The following is a 17299-nucleotide window of genomic DNA, read 5'->3' as shown; positions in this document are numbered from 1 at the left end:
GATATTTCGTGTACGAAATATTATATTCCATAAGTAAAAAGGGTGAATTAATGTCTGACACATACGAAGTATTTTACATTATTAATTCGTTTCGGCAGGTCAATCAAATGCTCTTTCGGGCATTCTGGAATGAAAACAAGGAAATTGAGCTCACTTCGATTCAATTTATGGTGTTATCTATTTTGAGAGAGCGCCCCTCGATTGGTATCAATGAAGTGGCTGAGCTATGTCATATGGGCAGCAGCTCGATGAGCGCTGTGGTGGAGCGTTTGGTCAAGGGTGAGTACATTGTTCGAACACGTTCCGACTCAGACCGCCGATCCGTAAAGCTTCAGATTACGGACAAAGGGGAACAGGCCCAGCAGGAAACACACCGTTTGTGGATGGAGCGTGTGTCACCCATTCTGGAGATCCCGAAGGAAGACCTTGAGCACCTGCTAAGAATTCATAATCAAATGATTGAAAAGTTAGAAGGAAGAGAGATGAACAACCAATGAGTACTACTGCAGCAGCAGCGCCATCCTCAGCGATGGACAACATTAAGAAAGGCCCGATTGTGGCCGCATTGTTAATCGGTGCATTCGTCGCCTTCCTGAACCAAACGTTGATGAACGTAGCTCTTCCTAAAATTATGGAGGACCTGGGCATCGGAGCGAATAAAGCACAATGGTTAACTACGGGTTATATGCTCGTCAATGGTGTCTTGATCCCCGTTACGGCATATCTGATTGCCAAATTCTCGACACGTCAAATTTTTATTACAGCCATGACGCTATTTACATTAGGAACCTTGGTATGTGGTTTAAGTCCGAACTTTGGTATTCTGATGGTAGGTCGTGTTATTCAAGCAGCAGGTGCAGGTATTCTGATGCCTCTGATGACGGTTGTATTCTTGACGATCTTCCCGATTGAGAAGCGTGGTCAGGCTATGGGTACGATGGGGATCGCGATGATTCTCGCTCCGGCCATAGGGCCAACACTGTCAGGTTATGTGGTTGAACATTATTCCTGGAGACTGTTGTTCTATATCATTTTGCCATTCTCCGTTATTGCCACTGCCATCGGTATTGCTTTTGTCAAAAATGTAACACGTCAATCCAAACCTAAATTGGACTATCCAGGTGTTATTTTATCCACACTCGGTTTTGGTAGCTTGTTGTACGGCTTCAGTGATGCGGGTACAGACGGATGGGGCAGTGCAATTGTTATTGCATGTCTGGTCGTAGGGGCCATTTCCCTGGTTCTGTTTGTTATTAGACAGATGACAACTGATCATCCGCTTTTGGAGTTCCGTATTTTCAAATACAATATGTATACATTAACAACGATCATTAACATGCTTGTTACGATGGCGATGTTCGCCGGTATGATTTTGCTTCCAATTTTCTTGCAAAATATTCGCCATTTCACACCGATTGAATCTGGTTTGCTGATGATGCCGGGCGCCATCCTGATGGGGATTATGTCTCCAATTACAGGTCGCATCTTCGATAAAGTTGGAGCACGCTGGTTGTCCGTTGCGGGTCTTGCCATTACCGCTATTACAACTTGGGGGCTCAGCCGCCTGACGATCGACACTACATATGGCTACATGATGTTTATCTACACAGCCCGTATGTTCGGTATGTCGATGTTGATGATGCCAATTCAAACAGCAGGTCTGAATCAGCTTCCACAGCGCCTGAATGCGCATGGTACAGCGATGTCCAACACATTGCGTACGGTTGCTGGGGCGATTGGTACTGCGATTCTCGTTACGATTATGAGTAGCAAACTAAAATCCCATTTGGCAGATACTTTAGCAGCAGGCCAAATCTCTCCGGATGATAAGGCTGCGATGCTGAATGCTACCGCTGATGCAACAATCTATGGTGTAAACTATGCGTTTGTCGTAGCAACTGCGATGACTGTAGTTGCTCTCCTGCTGGCGTTCTTTATCCGTAAAACAAAACCGGCTACTGAACCAGTAACAACGGAGCAACAAAAAGTGAATGCAACAGCTTAAGTCAAACTAGATTTCTGTTATTATCAATGAATTAATATAGGTCTTATATAACCAAAAGAGAGTTCAGGCAGATCACACTGCTTGAACTCTCTTTTGGTTATGCCTTGTGTTGACTTTATTTTTCATCGGTCGATGGACCAAGGAGAAAGTCAGGACCCGGATCATGACCGAAGAGTCTGAGGTTGATGCTTCCATCCATTTGAAATTCAACGCCCTCGCTAATGAGCTCCGTCTCCTGCATCAAACGGTAATGTTCGTCGGGAATGGATATCAGTCCTTTGGCGTTGACGACGCGGTGCCAGGGAAGGCGCTTCTTCCGGCTCATGGAGTGCAGAATGCGTACAACCTGTCTGGCAGCTCTTGGGCTGCCTGCATGAGCGGCGATCTGTCCATACGTCATGACTTTTCCTTCAGGGATTGCTGCGATGATAGCGACGACCTGTTTCGTAAAGGGTGTCATAAGAGTGAATCTTCCTTTCCATTGGAGTAAAAAACCGTGCCATTCAGATACGGAATCTGGATGACACGGTTTATGGTCAGATTGATCTGATCCTGGGAATGATTATTTTAAATATATCGATTAGTGTTCTGTTTTAAATGCTTGATCATACACAGCAGCCGGCCACTCTGCCCATGGGAATTCACGGGGAGGCAGGGATTGAAGGATAATTTCTTCCTTCGTTACCGGGTGAGGAAAAGCTGCGATGGCAGACCAGAGAGCAATCTGTTGTCCGGGTTTATTCACACCTGCACCGTACTTCTGATCTCCGAACAGTGGGCAGCCGATTTCTTTCATTTGCACCCGAATCTGATGAGATCTGCCAGTGTGCAGCTCAATATGAACCAGACTATAACGGTCGGTCTCGCCGATGACACGGTAATCCAAAACGGCATCTTTACCGCCAGCTGTACCCTTGGGCACAACGGAGACGGTATTGGTACTTCCGTCTTTCAGCAGCGTGTGTTTTAACGTCCCATGCTGTGCAGGCAATTTTCCATGTACAACTGCCGCATATATTTTGCGGAAATGACGTCCCCGAACCGTCTCGGATAATCGTGATGCAGCTTTTGATGTTTTGGCAAAAATCATCGCACCACCAACGGGGCGGTCAAGTCGATGCACCAGTCCGAGATAAACGTTGCCAGGTTTGTTATACCGCTCTTTTAAATCCTGTTTGAGCAGTGTAAGCAAATCCGGATCTCCTGATGCATCTTCCTGTGTAGGTACATTGACCGGCTTTGTAATGCCTAACAGATGATTGTCTTCAAACAGAATCGGGATATTACCGGTTCCTTGCGAAAATTCGGACATCATCAAGACTCCCAGCGACCCAAAATGCCGCATGGCAGATCCAGACCACTGCGGGTAATTGGAAGACCAATTTCGCCTGCCGTAATTTGACCCCCGTATTGGGCAGACATCGTCATTGTCAGCATGTTGCGCAGAACGGTAGAGGAAATCCCGGTTGTATAGGAATTGACCAGCATGAATAGTGGGTTATCCGACAAAATTTCCATACATGATTTCAGGAAAGGGTAGAGGTTCTCTTCCAGCTTCCATGTCTCTCCGTTAGGGCCTCGGCCATAGGAAGGCGGGTCCATAATAATCGCGTCATACCGATTGCCGCGACGCTGTTCGCGCTGTACAAATTTGAATACATCATCTGTAATGAAACGAACAGGGCGATCCGCAAGGCCGGATAATTGAACATTCTCTTTGGCCCACTGTACCATGCCCTTAGCGGCATCCACGTGAACAACTGAAGCTCCGGCATAAGCAGCAGCAACCGTTGCACCGCCTGTATAAGCAAACAGGTTTAGTACAGAGATGGGACGACCTGCCCCTGCGATTTTATCCATCATCCAGCTCCAGTTAGCCGCTTGTTCAGGGAACAGACCGGTATGTTTGAAGCTGGTTGGTTTAATATGAAATTTCAGGTTCTCGTATCCGATGGTCCAGCGTTCCGGGATCGGTTTTTTCATATCCCAGCTGCCGCCGCCCGAAGAACTGCGGTGATAATGACCGTGAACCTGGCGCCATTCATTGGTTTCTTTTTCAAGGGGCCAAATAATCTGTGGATCGGGTCTGCGCAAGATAACATCGCCCCAACGCTCCAGCTTTTCGCCGCCTCCTGTATCGATTACTTCATAGTCCTTCCAGTTCTTTGCTACGTACATAATGATTTATCCATCCTTCAAAAGTCATTTGGATACTATTGTACAACAAAAAAGGGCCTGTACGCCAGTTGTGGTAGGCCCCTGAAAGGGTACAGTGCCTAATATGGTGTTGAATTTGCTCCATCACCATATACTGAAGTGGAAACCGATTGAAAATTTAATTTGACAATGATAATCATTATCACATATGATTTTGATAAATTCTAATGTTACTTCTTCAGGAAAAGTATGACATGAACAATAAAAAGTGAGGGAAAAATAGATGGCTAAATTGTTAGTGGCTTATGCAAGTATGACAGGAAATACGGAAGAAATTGCGGAGCTGATCGTAGAAGGGATTAAACAAGGTGGGCATGAAGTGGATCTCAAGTCCGTAACGGATTGCAATGCATCTGATGTACTTGATTATGACGGGTTTCTCATTGGTGTATATACGTGGGGAGACGGTGAGCTGCCAGATGAATTCCTCGATTTTTATGAAGAGCTGGATGAACTTGATCTTAGTGGCAAAAGGGCTGCAGTGTTCGGAAGCGGGGATACTTCTTACGAGCAATACTGCGGGGCCGTTGATCTTGCGGCTGCAAAGCTGCTGGAACGTGGGGCGGAGGTATCTCCAGAGATGCTGAAAATTGAATATAGTCCGATGGAGCAGGAGAAGGATACGTGCCGTGACTTTGGTAAACGTTTCGCTGCTGCTGGATTACAGGTGTCCTAAGAACGCATGTTAAGACATAATATTCAGGCAGTTATTCAGCCGGGAATGCCAGACGAACCGGTACGGCTGCTTGAAGATTACAAATTGGAAGAGATGCTGCGCAGTCCGCATCGGTTCATCCGCCCGGAACCAGAGGCTGAACAGCGCTCTCCGCTGCAATGGAGACACCGTGTACAATATGCGGTCAGCCATGCAGTCAATGCTTTTTACAGTTTGGACCCGGATGTGCGCAAAGAAGTGCCTGTACAGTATTTACTCGAAAAGTGGTGGCCTAGAAAGGCAGCCGGCTTCGAATCGGTACTTCATTATTGGGATGTAAAAAACAAAATTACGGATGAAATGTCCCTTGCCATTGCCATGAACGATGATCTGAAGCATCCGACCATTTTGTTTGAACAATGGCGAACAGAACTTCCTGCCCTGTCGATGCAACTGTCTATGATCTTCCAGGCAGCTTGGCAGCCAGAAGGTTGGGATTCACTGCTCATTCAAAAATATATGGTTGTCCATGATCCAAACGTTGTTGAGGCGTTCCAGCATATGGTGAGCGCTTTCTGCTGGGAAGCCTTTGGCAAGTTGCCAGGCATGATCGAAATCTACTGTTTACTCGAAGGTCGCAAGATTCGATATATCCCTGGACGTCAATCGCTTATTCGTTCAATGGATTATATTCGACTGATACGGGATAGTGTTCCGAGTGCAGAGATAATGGAATCTGATCAATTTACGGTAAGGGACAAAGCCAGAGTGCATGAAGAGGTGGATCGGTGGAGAAGTGAGACGGAACCGAAAAAAAACTGGCTGATGTAAAGAAAGACAAGGGATGATGTGAACTATCGTGCAGATTAAGGGGGGATGAGCCATGTCTACCGGTTTGAGACAAGGTGCAGCAAGCGGCAAGAAACGAACAGGAACTTGTGAATTCAGCCCGTTGCCTGTGCCACAGTCGGTTATAAGACGGTTGCTGGATGAAGCAGATCCATCTTTGTATGTGATGAGTTCAGAGCCTTGGCGATTTATGTTGTTCGCCAGTGAAGGACGCCAGCTGTATCTGGAGGCGGTCAGACAGAGTTACCCGCCACATTTGGCAGATCGCTACGGGGATTGGGCTACATATCAATATACTGAAGCTATTCCGGCCCATCTGGTTGTTGTCGCCCCTTCAAGTGCGAGGGAGGACCATTTATTGCCTGCAAAAGCCTGGAGCAAACGTTTTTGCATCCTGGCAGCGGAGCAAGGCTTAAATGCCGTCTGGAAGATCAATGATTATCAACAGCATCCCGTATTTATGAATTTAATGGGTTTAACAAGTGAGGAAAAGGTATTGGGGGTATTTCATATCGGTTACGGAGACCAGTCTGCACTTCGGGACACCGACGCAGGCAGACCAGCCTCTGAACTGATGACGGTCTATGATCATCTCGTTTAAACGAGATGATCATTACTCATTCTTATTTGCCAGTCTTGGTAATAAAATTACGAACGAGCTGACGATACGATTGATCTGCGGAATATGCAGAGTACATCCGGTTCGACACGGTGATTGTGTTGCCAAAAAAGAACCGTTCGAACTGGGTCTGTCTGCCTCCGAATGATCCCGCTCCAAGCTCCCAGATTAGTCGGAACAATGCGGTGCGTTCCTTGGATTCCATGTCGGTTCCTCTCAGATACGTATTCAGGTAAGGTGCGATATCCGAGCGGAATTCTTCTTCCTGAGGTACCATAATTACGCCGCTGGAACCCAAGAGCTGCAAAATTTCAATCATCTCAGGATACAACTTGGGGTACAGCAGGTTGGCTGCCATTAATGGTTTGGGAGCGGGTAATACAAACCCCCGTTCATCCGTTATGGCACCTGCTTCTGCTGCCACTGCCAAAGCTTTTAATGATTCAAGGCCGGCAAGTATACGGGCTGTTTTCTCCACTACGTGAGTTTCCCCAGCTTGATCGAGCGTATCTGCAAGTAACTGGATTGTGCCGAGGACAAATTCCGTTTTGGCAATATATCGGGATATGACCTGATGTCCTGCGTGAATGTGGAAATGGCTTCCGCTAAAGAGGCGGCCAGACATTTCCTCATTACCAGCAAAAAATATCCGTTCATGAGGAACAAGCACATGATCGAAAATAACGATATTGTCCATCTCTTCATATCTGGAACTGAGCGGATAGTTGAAATTGGATTCGGCTGCATAGGTATCCCGGCAGATCAGACTGATACCAGGCAGGTCATTCGGAACAGCGAAGGCAAAAGCGAACGGATTTTCATCTTCGAACGGTGCCGGTGAAGGGGAGGGATACACCAGTATCTCGTCTGACGTAGCGGCCTGAGTAGCCATCATAAATGCACCATTAATGATCAGACCTTCTTCAGTCCGATCAACCACTTTGGCGGCAATGGCATCTTCGATCTCATCCAACTGTCCGGAAATTTTACTGGCATGAGGCTGGATGAAGGCGTGGGAGAGGGTGATATCATTATCCCGGCAGTAGGCATAGTAGTTTCTCAAATTTTCGGCATATTGTGGCGATACTTCTTCAAGAATATATGCCCCAGTATAAAAGGCCATAATTGCTGTGTTCATATAATCGGGTGATCGTCCCAAAAAACCATGATGAGTCCCTGACCAAATATTCATTGCTTCGCGGCGTCTTCGCAAGTCATCCACACTGGTTGGAGGCAGAAAGGACATACCTACTGGTTTTCCGTCAGAAGGAGATGCATAAGTCATCGTATCGATTAAATGTGGATCGGACTGAAGATCGTACAACTTCGCTTGTGTTTCCATCAAACCTGCAAACGCAAAATGTTCAGAACGTTTTCCGGAAACAAGCTCTCCTTTGTACCAACACGGGACTGTCTGGGCATCGATACGTTCGATGTACTGTTTGCCACTTTTTACTGGCATCGTTACTCACCTCTACGATCTATTCGTTCATGGGCAGTTTGACTGCTCTCGTAGTGTACGTTAATAGGCAGTCAAATGTGCATGAAGAGAGGGGAGTTCAGATTTTTGCAGAAAAGAGCTTGATAATAATTATCATTCTTGTTACAATAGGAAAAGAAAAAAGGAACCGCAAGGGCTCCTCAACTTGTACAATTTATTTTACTTCAAATGTTTTGCAATCCGTTTCAGCGGATTCACTTACTTTTTTGGAACTGTGACTCACGATGTAGATTGAAGATGCGTTGCATTTGTTCTCTTCAGCCCAGTGACGACAGGAGTTAACCTCGCATAATACGTCTTTTGCCATGATTGATAACCTCACTTTAATTGGATTACAGTCGTTGGTATAAAAGAACATCCAGAAATGGCAAGTTGCCGCTTGCAAATCTGAAAAAATTTGTGCTCTCTCGAGTGAATAGAGGGCTTTTTTGCGTTATACACAACGATGCACATTTAGAATAGCAAATTTTACTGTGGCTTGCAACAAATTGGAAGCGACTCACGATAAATGATGGACAAGTCACATAAACTTTGCAAAGAGGCCGTCTTATGTTATGATTTAATAGTAATAATTACGAATAAAATCATTAATTATGAACGAGAATGAATCGATACGATATAACTTGGATGACTTCCTTAAACATAGAAGAAGGAGAACGAACAACAATGAGCAAAACCAACCATATAAACCGGATACCTCGAGCGAAAGGCATCGATATGGCCGCTTTTTATTCACCAAAAGAGTGTGGAAGAAAGGCAAAGCATATTGTATTTTCCGCAGATAATGAGCGAGTTGTGGAGGAGTTTATTACCATTCTCGGCATGAAAGAGCAGTTTGCAGAGCACGATGTACCGATGCCGAACAAAATGGTGATGTTTGGTCCTCCGGGTACAGGCAAAACGTTAACTGCCTTCCATCTTGCCCACCGACTTCAGCTTCCACTGGTCCTTGTAAGGCTCGATGCCATCATTCACAGCCACCTTGGGGAGACGGGAAGCAATGTCCGTAAATTATTCGAATATGCACGGGCTAACCCCTGTGTGCTGTTTCTTGATGAATTTGATGCCGTAGGTCGTACACGTGAAAGTAATGATGAGGTCAAAGAAATGGCTCGTGTCGTCAATACATTATTGCAATGTCTGGACGAATTCGAAGGAGACAGCATTTTGGTTGCCGCTACCAATCTGGAGACCCAGTTGGATCAAGCGATATGGCGACGATTTGATACCAAAATGACCTACGGAATGCCGGATGAATCCAGCCGAAGATTGTACATTAGCAAGCTGATGGGGCAGTTTGAGCAGGAAAGCCGACTGGAAGAATTCACCTGTGAACGCCTCGCGGGATGCAGTTATGCGGATGTAGAACAGATTGTCTTAAAAGCGAAACGGAAAGCCATTATTGCAAGTAGTCCACTGCATAAGCAATTCATTAATGATGCATATGCAGAATATATGCCTCGTGTACTGAGCACATAGTGTACCGATAAACATCAGCAACCACGGTCACATATTGAAATAGCCCGGTTCCCATGAAGGAATGCCGGGCTTTTTGTTGTTTACGCACGTAATTGCTTGTTGCATGAGCTTGTCTTCAATCCTTTGGCATATGGAGAAAGCTCGCTAATACCATACAGTCATTTCGCTATGCGTTAGCTGTTGTGCGGTACGATGGCTCTACTTGTGGTTTTTCAGGCCCAGACCAGCGTGGCAAATTTAAGCTAAAAAGGCTCCCCTCGGGACCGCTGGAGGTCAGGGTTAAATCCCCTCCCTGAGCTCGAGCAAGCAAGCGACTATAGGTAAGTCCCAGTCCTAGTCCACGGGTGCGGCGTTTTTTGATCTCGCCACGATAGAACCGTTCGAAGATCTTGGGTTGATCTTCTATGGTGATTCCAGTACCGTTGTCCTGTACATCAACAAACAGGCTGTCTGCCTCCTCACGCAAACGGATATGAAAGACAGTAGCTTGGTCGGAAGCTGCTTGGAGCCCGTTATTGAGCAGATTGACGATGATCTGCTGAATTCGAAGAGCATCACCGATGGTATAAAGCGTACCCGAAGGCGTATGCAATTCAATCTCGGGAGACTTATCCTCGTACGCGATTTTCCACTGATAGATAATCTCACCCACCAGCAAATTCAGATCTATGCGTTCCCGACGAACCGCAACACCTCCAGCGCTCATGGCATTATAATCAAGCAGATCAGCGACCATGCGTTCCATTCGTTCGGATTCTTTGAGTGCGATGTCCAGAAATTCTTTCGCTTCCTCTGGACTAACGATGTCGTCCCGTACAGCCATCACGAGTCCTTTAATGGACGTTACGGGTGTTTTCAATTCGTGGGTTACCCCTGCAAGCGACAGGGCACGCCATTCCTCCAATTGCTGCAAACGGATGGACATCTCGCGAAAAGATTCAACGAGTTCATTCATCTCCCGTTCCCGTGTGTTCAGATCCAAATTGACTTCATAGTTTCCGTTTCGAATCTGCTCTGCGGCGTGGGCAACCTGGCGAATAGGTCTGGAGAGCTTACGGGACAGGAGGTAGATCGTAAACCAGCCACACAGAATTAAGGCAACAAACAGGATGCAGACCACCAGCATCGTTTCCGGATTGTATGCAATGGATTTTTTGGATTGCATGACCCACACTTTACCCAGCATCTGATCGTCATCTGTCACGTTAACCGTCACCCCAGCGAATTTTTTGTTTCTTGGTTCGCTTAGGTCGTCAGACAACCTGTAATACACATCCTGCTGCGTCATTTTCGGTTTCGAATAGATCAATTGATTATTGTTGTCGAGCACCATAATACAAAAGTAATTATCTGTATTGAAAAGCTTGGTACGCTTGTCCACCAGCCTGTCAAGATCCGGGGGAATATACAGGTTGTCTTCTGTTCCTGTTACCTTCTCGGCGATTTCCAACCCTAGCAGCTGGGCCGTTTTGAGACCTTTCTCAATGGAAGTGGTTCTGATCCAGTAGAGTGCCCCTGCAACAATAATGGTGAAACCGATACAGAGGATTAAAAAATATCGAAGCGTCCAGTAGGACAGAATGGATGTTTTACGTTTCGGTGTATTTCGTTTTAGTTGGCGATCCAAAATTGATACCCCATTCCCCGTAAAGTCCGGATTTCTCCCGTTTCCGGCAGCCAGTGGGAGAGCGCCTGACGCAGCCGCTTGATTGACAGGTCCACAGCCCGGTCACTTCCGTCATAGTCCATGCCCCATACCTGTTCAATCAGATGGTCCCGAGTAAATGTACGGTTGGGGTATTCCGATAGAAACAGGAGCAATGACAAATCACGTGGTGTCAGTGCAACCTCGGCTCCGTTTAAAAGCACCTGTTTGGCGGCCAGGTCGATGACCAGATTGCCGAAATGGCGTTTGCCTTCGCCCTCAGCTGTCCAGTGTGGATTGCGGCGAAGCACAGCATTGACCCTGGCGACTACTTCCTCGGGCACAAAGGGTTTGCTCATATAATCGTCGGCACCGGCATTCAGCCCGTTCAGACGATCCTGAATATCATCCAGTGCGGTTAGCATGATGACGGGACAAGCACTTTTTTCACGGATGATTCGCAGCAGATCCCAGCCGTCCATTCCAGGCAGCATGACATCCAGCAAGACCAGGGAAGGCACATCCGAATCAAATTGGGATAGGGCAGTGGGGCCATCCGCTGCATGACGAACATCGAATCCCGCTTTTCGAAGATAGGCAGCCAGCACTCGGGCAATGGCTTGTTCATCTTCGACGATGAGTATGGATTTCAAAAAGGTGTCTCCTTTCACATTGAGAAGCTTGTGTACTGATTTTACATGAGTGGAAGCACAATGCCAATGAGGCAATTATTTTCAGAAAGAAATGCGTTATACGTCATCTCTTGACGTCATCCTGACACATTGGGCTGTTAAAATGCTGATAAATAACTAACTTATACCGTTACCCATTGGAGGAGAATAGAGATGAACAAAAAGACAAAAAGATGGATGATTTCAGGTGCGGCAGCAATCGTCATTCTTGGGGGTGGAGGTTATTATTTCGCGAACAGTTACCTAGGCAATAACGTCGAGATTGAGCAGGTGCTTCCTGCCAGCACCGCAGCGTCCACAACGGAAGCCGGATCGGACAGCGGCACAAGTGTATCCAACGAAGCAGCGGAAGCAGACCAATTGAACGGAGACTGGAGCATTAGCGAAGGTTCGAAAGTATATTTTTCGGTAACAACATCCCGGGAAACGGTTAATTTTGCGGACGAGCAGGTCAGCGGTAGCCTAACCCTTAATGTAGACGATGCTTCCAAGATGAAAGCGGATGGACAGATTGAGATGAGTGCCATTGATTCAGGCAATAGCCAGCGGGATGGACATGTGAAAGAAGCCGATTTCTTCGATGTTTCCACCTACCCACAAGCTACATTTACGGCTAGCTCCTTTGAAGGTGTACCGACGGAATGGCCGGCAGGGCAGACCGTAGACTTTAAAATGAATGGAACCCTTACGGTAAAAGGGATTGAGAAAGAGGCTGCGTTTGACGTAAAAGCCGCTTATGAGAATGATCAGGTCTTGTTGTCCGCTACAACAATGGTTACCTTTGAAGACTTTGGTATGGAAAATCCGCATTCCGTGGTCCTCTCTACTGAAAATGACATTCAGGTTCAACTGGAGCTGAAGCTCAGCAAGTAAGCATTTAAACACACATGATCAAAATCTGTTCCATTCTGCCTAGTGAGGCCGAGGGACAGATTTTTTTGTTAGGAATGGGAATCGATCCACAGTGAGCAAGGAATTACCAATCATTCAGTTAAAATAACTGCTGTTTCCTTGGCATAATACCGTGTCTTCGTTTGTTATAAAGCGCTTACAATGATAATGATTTACAACATTCATTGTTCACTTTGAAACAAACAAATGATAAGGGGGAAATCAAGCGTGCACAAAAGATACATAAGCGGCTGTCTCGTATTACTGATGTTATTCTGTGAACTGGGTCTGGTGGTTCGACCCGCAGCGGCAGCAGCAAAAGTAAACGTTGCACTGGGCAAGACGGTAACAGTCAGCGCTGAGGATTTGAAGTGGGGAGGCAATAAGGAACATGCAGTTGATGGCAAAGGGGATACGTATTGGAGTGCGGACAGTGCAACCTCAGTAAATAATCCGCATCAGCTGACCGTAGACCTGGGAGCTCCACATCAGCTTTCGGGTGCTGAGTTGACGTGGAAGGACAAGGATAATGTCGTAAAGTTTGTCGTTGAAGTTTCTGTCGACGGGAGTACCTGGACTCCGGTAGCAGATCAGTCGAAAAACGAAACTGCCCAGAGCGTTGCCCATATGGAGTTCCAGGCTGATGAAATTCAGTATGTAAAGGTCACCATTTCTTACTATGCAGGGGATGGCTGGTGGCCAGCCATTTCCGAGTTGAATATCTGGGGCGAAGAGGAAGGTCGTGACCCGTTAGATATCACAAGTTATGATCCAGTCAACGTGTCTACCGTAAGTCGTACTGCTCCTGTTCTGCCTGCAAAAGTCACGGCGCATTACCAGAACGGGAAATCGGGTGTTGTCCCGGTTGAGTGGGAGGAAGTAGATCCTTCTCTGTATGCATCAGCAGGCAGCTTTACTGTGACAGGCGCCGTCTATGGGGCTCTCATTCAACCTGTAGCTACCGTTACGGTGGAAGGATATCGCAGTGATTTTGTCAGAGGGGTTGATATTTCCACGTTAACAGCCATTGAGGATAATGGAGGTTATTATCTGGACAGTAATGGAGCTGAGCGCGATCTGCTCGATATTCTCAAAGACCGTGGCGTGAACTATGTGCGGCTTCGTCTGTGGAATGATCCACAGAAATCGAATGGATACAACGACAAGGAAGATGTAATTCGTCTGGCCCAGCGGGTAAAAGAGAAAGGCATGAAGGTTTTGCTCGACTTTCATTATTCCGATGAATGGGCGCATCCTGGTCAGCAGCTTCGTCCCAAGGCCTGGGAGAACCTTTCATTCGAAGATCTGAAAACTGCGGTGTATGATTACACGCGTGGAGTAGTAGGCGAGATGAAAGATGCGGGCGCAATGCCCGATATGGTACAGATCGGTAACGAAATTAACAGCGGTGTGTTAAACGGATTGAAGAGCAACGTGAATTTTGATGAAAATGCGGCCTTACTTCAGCGTGGAGTGGACGGCGTGCGCGCTGTCCCAGGAGGGGATCAGGTTCAGATTATGATCCATCTCGCTGAGGGCGGCAAGGCAAGCACATTTGACTGGTATTTCGGCGAATTGGAGAAACGGAATTTGGAATACGATATCATCGGCCTGTCTTATTATCCTTTCTGGCACGGAACATTCGCAGATGTGCGCAAAACGATGAATGAAGTATCCGCTAAATATGGAAAAGAAGTCATTATTGCTGAGACGTCATATCCATTCTCATATAAAAACGGGGATGCCCACGGTAATATTATTGGCAACCCAGAAACGCTGAATGTGGGAGGAGCTACCTTCCCGGCAACCGTACAGGGGCAATATGATGCGATTGCAGGAATCATGGACATGATCTCACAAGTTCCGAATCAGAAGGGAGCGGGATTCTTCTATTGGGAACCTGCATGGATTGCAGCCAATGTTGGCTGGATTGCTTCCGAGGGAGACGCGTGGGAGAATCACGCCATGTTCGATTATGACGAATATCCGGCGAATGGCGGTTACTCGTATGAAGGACGTGCTCTGCCATCGCTGGATGTGTACAAACGTGGCCTGGAGATTCTGCCCGCAGATCGGAAAGAACTGTCGGCAGCGATCACACGTGCAAAGGCGCTTGAATCCAGTGATTTTACACCTGAAAGCTGGCTGACACTCGGTCCAGCCATATCGGCAGCCGAGAATACTTACAAACTCGCCTATTCAACTGGTGGTGTGACACAACAGGAGACTGACGCTGAAACGACTGCTCTTAATGAGGTTATGCAGCACCTTGATGTTATAGCGGCGAATCGGAATGCTCTCGAGGCAATCATTGCCGATGCCAAAACGTATAAACAAGCAGACTGGTCTGCTGCAACATGGGCTGTTCTGACCAAGGCTCTTGCTCGTGCAGAACAAATCATGGCTGATTCAAGGGCAACACAAACCGAGGTAAATACATCAGCAAAACAAGTCGAAGCAGCCATCCATGGTTTATCCAATGTGGACAAAACCGAGCTGACACAATTCATCGGTGAAACACAGCAGCTGACCGAATCGTCATATACACAGCGAAGCTGGGCAAACCTGAAAGCGGCATTGTTATCGGCAATCACGGTCAGAGACAAGCAGGATGCCATTCAATCCGAAGTGCAGGGGGCTCTGACAACACTTCAAAAAGCCAATAACAACCTTGTTTTGCTGGAGGCACTAACAACAAGTAAAACAGCTACCGCATCAAGCAGTGCCGGTACAGGTGGTGGAAAAGACAACTCGCCTGGGGGAGCGATTGACGGTGACCCCACTACTTCATGGGGAACAGACCAAAGTGTGGGTAGCTGGTGGCAGGTTGATCTGGGAGCGACAGCCGTGATTCGCAAGCTGGAGATGTCCATGTGGAGTGGAGGAATTAAATACAAGATCGAGGTATCCAACGATAACGAGAATTTTGTCAAAGTGGTGGATACAACGAGTGATGTCGTTGTATCCACCAGTCCAAGACATATCCTGCCCGCAGGCACGGAGGCGCGTTATATTCGTCTTACCGTAACAGCAGGTTCCGAGTGGGTAGGCTTTATGGATTTTGAAGCTTACGGGGTGTTCCCGGCGGACAAATATGCCCTGGAGACTACAGTGAATTCCGCTGCGAAGCTGCGTCAAAGTGATTACACGGCCGCAAGCTGGAATGTGTTCGTAGAGGCACTGTCATTTGCTCGTGTGCTTATGGAAGATGCAGAAGCCAGTGCACAGGAAATCAGTGCTGCGGATAACGCATTGAAACAGGCGGTGAGTCAACTTGAACGGCAAGAGTCGACCCCGGTTCAGCCATCACAGCCCGGTCAACCTGCACAGCCTTCCACGCCTGGATCATCGCAGAATCCTGGCAATTCTCCTGTAACGCCGCCTGTTGAATCCGGTAATCCAGGAGAAAATGGTTCCATTACATTCAAAGGGAAACGTACGGGAGCAGACACGTATGTGATTCAGCCTGATATGAAGCAGGTGTCTCAAATGATCCAAGGAATGGCAGCAGGGAGCAAAAAGCTAACCATGATTGCAGATGTTCCTAAGGATACTAAGGCTGTGACCTTTCAGCTCAACTCAAATCAACTTCAGGAATGGGCACGTAATCAGGCATTAGAGTCGCTGGAGCTGACCATAAAACAAACATCTGTCCGTATCCCCTTAAATTTATTGAAGGATGTTGGTAACGAAGACGGGGCTACAATGGATGTCATTGTGGCCGAAGATTCCATAGCTAATCTGTCTGAAGCGCAAAAGAAAATCATCGGTAACCACAACGTGTTCAGTGTGAATCTGCGGTTAAACGGGCAGCCGTTACAGTGGACAGATCGATCCATTGAAATTGCAATGTCGGATGTGCAAAATTCAAATGCAGCAGACGTAGTGATGGTTGTATACTCACTCCTGCCAAATGGTGAAATGAAACCAGTAACCTTTACTCAATATGATGAATCGACCCAGAGTCTTGCTTTCAAGCCGCTTCAATCTGGCCGTTTCGTGATTACTGAAGTGCAGGTGCCGTTGAATGATTTGCAATCGTACTCTTGGGCCATCAAAGAAGTACATGATTTGTATGGCAAAGGAATCATTTCAGGCATGACAGATACTCGATTCAGTCCGCAAGGAGAATTGACACGAGCACAATTTTTGCAAATGATCATGAAGGGGATTGGCGGATCACACTCCCCGGATACATCTACTTTAGCTTTAATAGATGTGAAGAGTGATCAATGGTATTCAGATTCCGTACGTCTTGGTTTGGAAATGGGAATTGTACAAGGTCGGGCAGATGGCACGTTTGGAGCGAATGATCGTATTTCTCGTGAAGATATGGCGGTGATGTTATACCGTGCCATACAGGTTATGAAGCAGAACGCCAGTGAAGTTAATGATTCATCATCCAGCAGTAACGGATTTAATGACAGCTCAGATATTGCTGAATATGCAAAACAAGCAGTTGCAGCCATGCAGGAGCAAGGCCTGCTTCAAGGAATGGCAAATGGCTCGTTTGCGCCTAAACAGCAAGCTAATCGTGCACAGGGTGCAGTAGCTGTAGCCCGAATGATGGAGCAGATCTATAAATTCTAAGTGTATATCTGATATAGGGATCGGGTCTTTCTGGCTCGATCCCTATGTTTATGGATTTCAATTAAAATTGTAGACAGGTAGTAACCATTTCTGCTATGATTCCAATGATAATGATAACCATTATCATAAAAAGTGTTGAATTTTAGGGGGCATCAT

The 17299-nt window shown here is 46.8% G+C and carries 15 protein-coding genes; 8 read left to right on the top strand and 7 right to left on the bottom strand.

What is annotated here, in order from left to right; translation table 11 throughout:
- Window positions 1–50 precede the first annotated feature (50 nt).
- Both MHB49_RS21760 and MHB49_RS21755 read left to right on the top strand, forming a co-directional pair.
- Window positions 51–497, top strand: a complete 447-nt coding sequence (locus MHB49_RS21760; RefSeq protein ID WP_247898148.1) for a MarR family winged helix-turn-helix transcriptional regulator — start codon at window positions 51–53, stop codon at window positions 495–497.
- Entirely contained in the window at window positions 494–2005 is a 1512-nt protein-coding gene (locus MHB49_RS21755) for a DHA2 family efflux MFS transporter permease subunit (RefSeq protein ID WP_247898147.1), read from the top strand. The genes MHB49_RS21760 and MHB49_RS21755 overlap by 4 nt, the downstream gene beginning before the upstream one ends.
- 115 nt (window positions 2006–2120) lie before the next feature.
- Here MHB49_RS21755 and MHB49_RS21750 read toward each other — a convergent pair whose 3' ends face one another.
- The 3 genes from MHB49_RS21750 to MHB49_RS21740 all read right to left on the bottom strand — a co-directional run bounded on the left by MHB49_RS21750 (window position 2121) and on the right by MHB49_RS21740 (window position 4183).
- Complete coding sequence (locus MHB49_RS21750; RefSeq protein WP_405152980.1) at window positions 2121–2465, bottom strand: MGMT family protein; 345 nt, start codon at window positions 2463–2465, stop codon at window positions 2121–2123.
- Between the two features lie 120 nt (window positions 2466–2585).
- Entirely contained in the window at window positions 2586–3320 is a 735-nt protein-coding gene (locus MHB49_RS21745; protein ID WP_405152979.1) for an RluA family pseudouridine synthase, read from the bottom strand.
- A complete protein-coding gene (locus MHB49_RS21740; protein ID WP_024630567.1) occupies window positions 3320–4183 on the bottom strand; it encodes a class I SAM-dependent methyltransferase in 864 nt (287 codons plus the stop codon). The genes MHB49_RS21745 and MHB49_RS21740 overlap by 1 nt, the downstream gene beginning before the upstream one ends.
- A 262-nt stretch (window positions 4184–4445) precedes the next feature.
- Here MHB49_RS21740 and MHB49_RS21735 point away from each other — a divergent pair, with 262 nt between their 5' ends.
- The 3 genes from MHB49_RS21735 to MHB49_RS21725 are packed head-to-tail and all read left to right on the top strand — an operon-like array spanning window position 4446 to window position 6327.
- On the top strand, window positions 4446–4898 hold the full coding sequence (locus MHB49_RS21735) for a flavodoxin (protein WP_247898144.1): 453 nt from the start codon (window positions 4446–4448) through the stop codon (window positions 4896–4898).
- 6 nt (window positions 4899–4904) lie between these two features.
- Window positions 4905–5708 carry a hypothetical protein gene (locus tag MHB49_RS21730; protein ID WP_405152978.1) on the top strand — a complete coding sequence of 268 codons (804 nt, stop codon included), beginning with the start codon at window positions 4905–4907 and terminating at the stop codon, window positions 5706–5708.
- 52 nt (window positions 5709–5760) lie between these two features.
- Window positions 5761–6327 (top strand): nitroreductase family protein, encoded by a 567-nt coding sequence (locus MHB49_RS21725; protein ID WP_405152977.1) that lies wholly within the window; start codon window positions 5761–5763, stop codon window positions 6325–6327.
- A gap of 22 nt (window positions 6328–6349) precedes the next feature.
- On the opposite strand, the gene MHB49_RS21720 is transcribed toward MHB49_RS21725, so the two are convergent.
- On the bottom strand, window positions 6350–7807 hold the full coding sequence (locus MHB49_RS21720) for a 4-hydroxyphenylacetate 3-hydroxylase family protein (RefSeq protein WP_405152976.1): 1458 nt from the start codon (window positions 7805–7807) through the stop codon (window positions 6350–6352).
- 193 nt (window positions 7808–8000) lie between these two features.
- Window positions 8001–8153, bottom strand: coding sequence for a DUF1540 domain-containing protein (locus MHB49_RS21715; RefSeq protein ID WP_090807335.1), 153 nt, complete (start codon window positions 8151–8153; stop codon window positions 8001–8003).
- A 359-nt stretch (window positions 8154–8512) separates the two neighbouring features.
- Here MHB49_RS21715 and MHB49_RS21710 point away from each other — a divergent pair, with 359 nt between their 5' ends.
- A complete protein-coding gene (locus tag MHB49_RS21710; protein ID WP_405152975.1) occupies window positions 8513–9325 on the top strand; it encodes an AAA family ATPase in 813 nt (270 codons plus the stop codon).
- Window positions 9326–9491: 166 nt separating this feature from the next.
- On the opposite strand, the gene MHB49_RS21705 is transcribed toward MHB49_RS21710, so the two are convergent.
- Both MHB49_RS21705 and MHB49_RS21700 read right to left on the bottom strand, forming a co-directional pair.
- Window positions 9492–10952: an ATP-binding protein gene (locus tag MHB49_RS21705; RefSeq protein ID WP_405152974.1), complete on the bottom strand. Its 1461-nt coding sequence runs from the start codon at window positions 10950–10952 to the stop codon at window positions 9492–9494.
- Complete coding sequence (locus MHB49_RS21700; protein WP_247898138.1) at window positions 10937–11623, bottom strand: response regulator transcription factor; 687 nt, start codon at window positions 11621–11623, stop codon at window positions 10937–10939. The genes MHB49_RS21705 and MHB49_RS21700 overlap by 16 nt, the downstream gene beginning before the upstream one ends.
- A 192-nt stretch (window positions 11624–11815) precedes the next feature.
- Here MHB49_RS21700 and MHB49_RS21695 point away from each other — a divergent pair, with 192 nt between their 5' ends.
- Together MHB49_RS21695 and MHB49_RS21690 are read left to right on the top strand one after the other, a co-directional pair.
- On the top strand, window positions 11816–12535 hold the full coding sequence (locus MHB49_RS21695; protein WP_405152973.1) for a YceI family protein: 720 nt from the start codon (window positions 11816–11818) through the stop codon (window positions 12533–12535).
- Window positions 12536–12781: 246 nt separating this feature from the next.
- The gene (locus tag MHB49_RS21690) at window positions 12782–17143 is read left to right on the top strand and encodes a glycosyl hydrolase 53 family protein (RefSeq protein WP_405152972.1); all 4362 of its coding nucleotides are present in this window, start codon (window positions 12782–12784) and stop codon (window positions 17141–17143) included.
- The last annotated feature ends 156 nt before the right edge of the window (window positions 17144–17299 follow it).

The sequence above is a fragment of the Paenibacillus sp. FSL K6-0108 genome (genome assembly GCF_045040695.1).
Lineage (GTDB): Bacteria > Bacillota > Bacilli > Paenibacillales > Paenibacillaceae > Paenibacillus > Paenibacillus pabuli_B.
This window is presented reverse-complemented; position numbering and strand designations above follow the sequence as displayed.

Excerpts from the sequence above, each read along its gene's own strand:
- MHB49_RS21760 (WP_247898148.1), top strand. The coding sequence starts at position 51 with ATGTCTGACACATACGAAGTATTTTACATTATTAATTCGTTTCGGCAG.
- MHB49_RS21755 (WP_247898147.1), top strand. The coding sequence starts at position 494 with ATGAGTACTACTGCAGCAGCAGCGCCATCCTCAGCGATGGACAACATT.
- MHB49_RS21750 (WP_405152980.1), bottom strand. The coding sequence starts at position 2,465 with ATGACACCCTTTACGAAACAGGTCGTCGCTATCATCGCAGCAATCCCT.
- MHB49_RS21745 (WP_405152979.1), bottom strand. The coding sequence starts at position 3,320 with ATGATGTCCGAATTTTCGCAAGGAACCGGTAATATCCCGATTCTGTTT.
- MHB49_RS21740 (WP_024630567.1), bottom strand. The coding sequence starts at position 4,183 with ATGTACGTAGCAAAGAACTGGAAGGACTATGAAGTAATCGATACAGGA.
- MHB49_RS21735 (WP_247898144.1), top strand. The coding sequence starts at position 4,446 with ATGGCTAAATTGTTAGTGGCTTATGCAAGTATGACAGGAAATACGGAA.
- MHB49_RS21730 (WP_405152978.1), top strand. The coding sequence starts at position 4,905 with ATGTTAAGACATAATATTCAGGCAGTTATTCAGCCGGGAATGCCAGAC.
- MHB49_RS21725 (WP_405152977.1), top strand. The coding sequence starts at position 5,761 with ATGTCTACCGGTTTGAGACAAGGTGCAGCAAGCGGCAAGAAACGAACA.
- MHB49_RS21720 (WP_405152976.1), bottom strand. The coding sequence starts at position 7,807 with ATGCCAGTAAAAAGTGGCAAACAGTACATCGAACGTATCGATGCCCAG.
- MHB49_RS21715 (WP_090807335.1), bottom strand. The coding sequence starts at position 8,153 with ATGGCAAAAGACGTATTATGCGAGGTTAACTCCTGTCGTCACTGGGCT.
- MHB49_RS21710 (WP_405152975.1), top strand. The coding sequence starts at position 8,513 with ATGAGCAAAACCAACCATATAAACCGGATACCTCGAGCGAAAGGCATC.
- MHB49_RS21695 (WP_405152973.1), top strand. The coding sequence starts at position 11,816 with ATGAACAAAAAGACAAAAAGATGGATGATTTCAGGTGCGGCAGCAATC.